Origin of the sequence: Halobacteriovorax sp. (assembly GCF_041587335.1) — a bacterium.
Classification (GTDB): Bacteria; Bdellovibrionota; Bacteriovoracia; order Bacteriovoracales; family Bacteriovoracaceae; genus Halobacteriovorax.
The window spans coordinates 1-2,048 of sequence record NZ_JBFGYP010000267.1 but is presented as its reverse complement, the minus strand read 5'-3'; the positions used below and the strand labels follow the sequence as shown (position 1 = coordinate 2,048).

General features: G+C 37.6%; 2 protein-coding genes and 2 pseudogenes. 2 read left to right on the top strand and 2 right to left on the bottom strand.

Features of this window, described 5'->3' with window-relative positions; genetic code table 11:
• Together ABX784_RS17280 and ABX784_RS17275 are read left to right on the top strand one after the other, a co-directional pair.
• Window positions 1-194 (top strand): annotated as a pseudogene (locus tag ABX784_RS17280) (AhpC/TSA family protein); the annotation flags it as partial.
• Window positions 195-284: 90 nt separating this feature from the next.
• On the top strand, window positions 285-1,475 hold the full coding sequence (locus ABX784_RS17275) for a type IV pilus twitching motility protein PilT (protein ID WP_372656304.1): 1,191 nt from the start codon (window positions 285-287) through the stop codon (window positions 1,473-1,475).
• A 29-nt stretch (window positions 1,476-1,504) separates the two neighbouring features.
• Here the strand turns inward: ABX784_RS17275 and ABX784_RS17270 are convergent, their stop codons facing one another.
• Both ABX784_RS17270 and ABX784_RS17265 read right to left on the bottom strand, forming a co-directional pair.
• The gene (locus ABX784_RS17270) at window positions 1,505-1,753 is read right to left on the bottom strand and encodes a hypothetical protein (protein WP_372656303.1); all 249 of its coding nucleotides are present in this window, start codon (window positions 1,751-1,753) and stop codon (window positions 1,505-1,507) included.
• A pseudogene (locus ABX784_RS17265) lies at window positions 1,750-2,048 on the bottom strand (hypothetical protein); the annotation flags it as partial. The pseudogene ABX784_RS17265 and the gene ABX784_RS17270, both read right to left, overlap by 4 nt.

Sequence of the window (2,048 nt, the reverse complement as noted above, 5' to 3'; positions counted from 1 at the left end):
TGCAAGAACATATGCGTGTGGATAGAAAACTAGACCTTGAGGTCATAAATAATGGAAATGGTAATACGCTACCAATTCCTGCAACTTTTATAATAGGAAAAGATGGTAAAGTGACTTGGAGTTATGTTGACGTAGACTACAGAACTCGTTCAGAACCTAGTGACATTATCGAAGAACTAAAGAAAATTAAATAAAGCACTAAATTAGATTTAATTAGGAAGGTTTCTTTACTCATTTGTTAATAAATATATTCATTTTCTTCTAATTATTCCGAAGAGATGGCTATGCCAATGAGTAAAGAATCTTTTCATAAACTATTAAAGTTAGCCACTGCAAATGGAGTGAGCGATATTCACCTAAGAGAAGGCGAAAATCCTTACTTTAGAATGAAAGGTGGATTAAAGAAAATAAAAGCAGATCCTTTATCAAAAGAAGACATGCTCACCATATGCAAAGTAATAATCCCCGATCAAGATATTCTAAAAAGTATTGATACCTTAAAAGAGTATGATGGCTCATACCAACTTGGGAAGATTTGTAGGGTGCGCATAAGCCTATTAAAGTTCCAAGGACGTATTGCAATCATTATGCGTGTAATAAATATCAAAGTGCCCACTATGGCAGAACTCGGCCTTCCTGCGGCCCTTAAAGGTTTTGTTAATGCAAAACGTGGCTTAGTTCTTGTTACAGGTGTGACTGGTTCGGGAAAGAGTTCGACCTTGGCATCTATAATTCAAGAGATAAATAGAACAAGAGAAGAGCACATTCTCACAATTGAAGATCCTATTGAATTCATCTTTACATCTGAGAAATCAAGAATTACTCAGAGAGAACTTGGTGAAGATACTGACAGTTTTAAAGATGCACTTAGAGGCGCTCTAAGACAAGATCCAGACATTATAGTGATTGGGGAACTTAGAGACGCAGAGACTATTCAAATATCTATGAAAGCAGCAGAAACAGGACATCTAGTCTTTGCGACTGTACATACAACCAATGCCCCTGCGACGATAAATCGAATTGTTTCTATGTTTCCACCTGAAGAGCAGGATAACGTGAAATTGAGACTATCAGAATGCCTCTTTGGGTCTATTAGCCAGCGCCTTCTTCCAACGATGGATGGTAAAGGCAGAATATGTGCTCAAGAAATTATGGTAAATAAAGTAGGAATTCAAGACTGCATAAGTGGCAAAGAACCTCTTTCTAAAATGTATATCACCATTGAAAAGTCTAAAGGTGAAATGCAATCTTTTGATCAGCACTTAACTAACCTCTACAAGGAAAAAAGTATTTCTTTTGAAGTTGCTAGCGGAGCAGCATCCTCACCTTCTAACTTTGAACGAAACTTAGAGTTTGGTGGTAGTGATAAAGAAGAGCAAGATAGTGCTGAAGAAAAAGTTTCAACTAATGAATCTAAAGAGTCACAAGAGATTGAAGATAATTCAGGCGGAGACCTTTCCCTAGATATCGCCTAGGGAAGAACAGCTTCCGCTATAACAAATAACTATCTACCTTTAACTTTATCTCCATCTTTATTCTTAATTATTGGTTTATTACGAACGCAGAGTAGCTTATTTCCGGACTCTTGACAGGTACCACGATAGACATCTAGATGATGATCTCTATATTCACAAGAATCACTTTTCTTTTTTAATTCACAAGCGACCCAAGGAGCACCGGCCTGTACTCCTGCATGAGCAAGAGCAAAATCAGAACTTAGCAGAAGTAAAAATGTTAAAATAAATCGTATCATCTTTTTCCACCTTTTCTAGGCTCATGACCAGGAGGAGGCCCTCTACGTTTTGAATGATCAATAACTGATGCATCACATGCTTCACCAGTGCCATCATTTTGAACAACACAACCAGTCTCACCTTTAAAGCAGCCAATAAATAAGTTCTCACCAGCGCTTGCCACATGATAATGATAACCTCTAACCTCATCGTAATGACCTCTACATTCATCTAAGTCAGAAGGCTCAATACCATCTCCATTGAGCATCTCGTGGATACCAAAACCGTCCATTGCATAACCAATGAGCTTTGCAT

Excerpts from the sequence above, each read along its gene's own strand:
- ABX784_RS17270 (WP_372656303.1), bottom strand. The coding sequence starts at position 1,753 with ATGATACGATTTATTTTAACATTTTTACTTCTGCTAAGTTCTGATTTT.
- ABX784_RS17275 (WP_372656304.1), top strand. The coding sequence starts at position 285 with ATGCCAATGAGTAAAGAATCTTTTCATAAACTATTAAAGTTAGCCACT.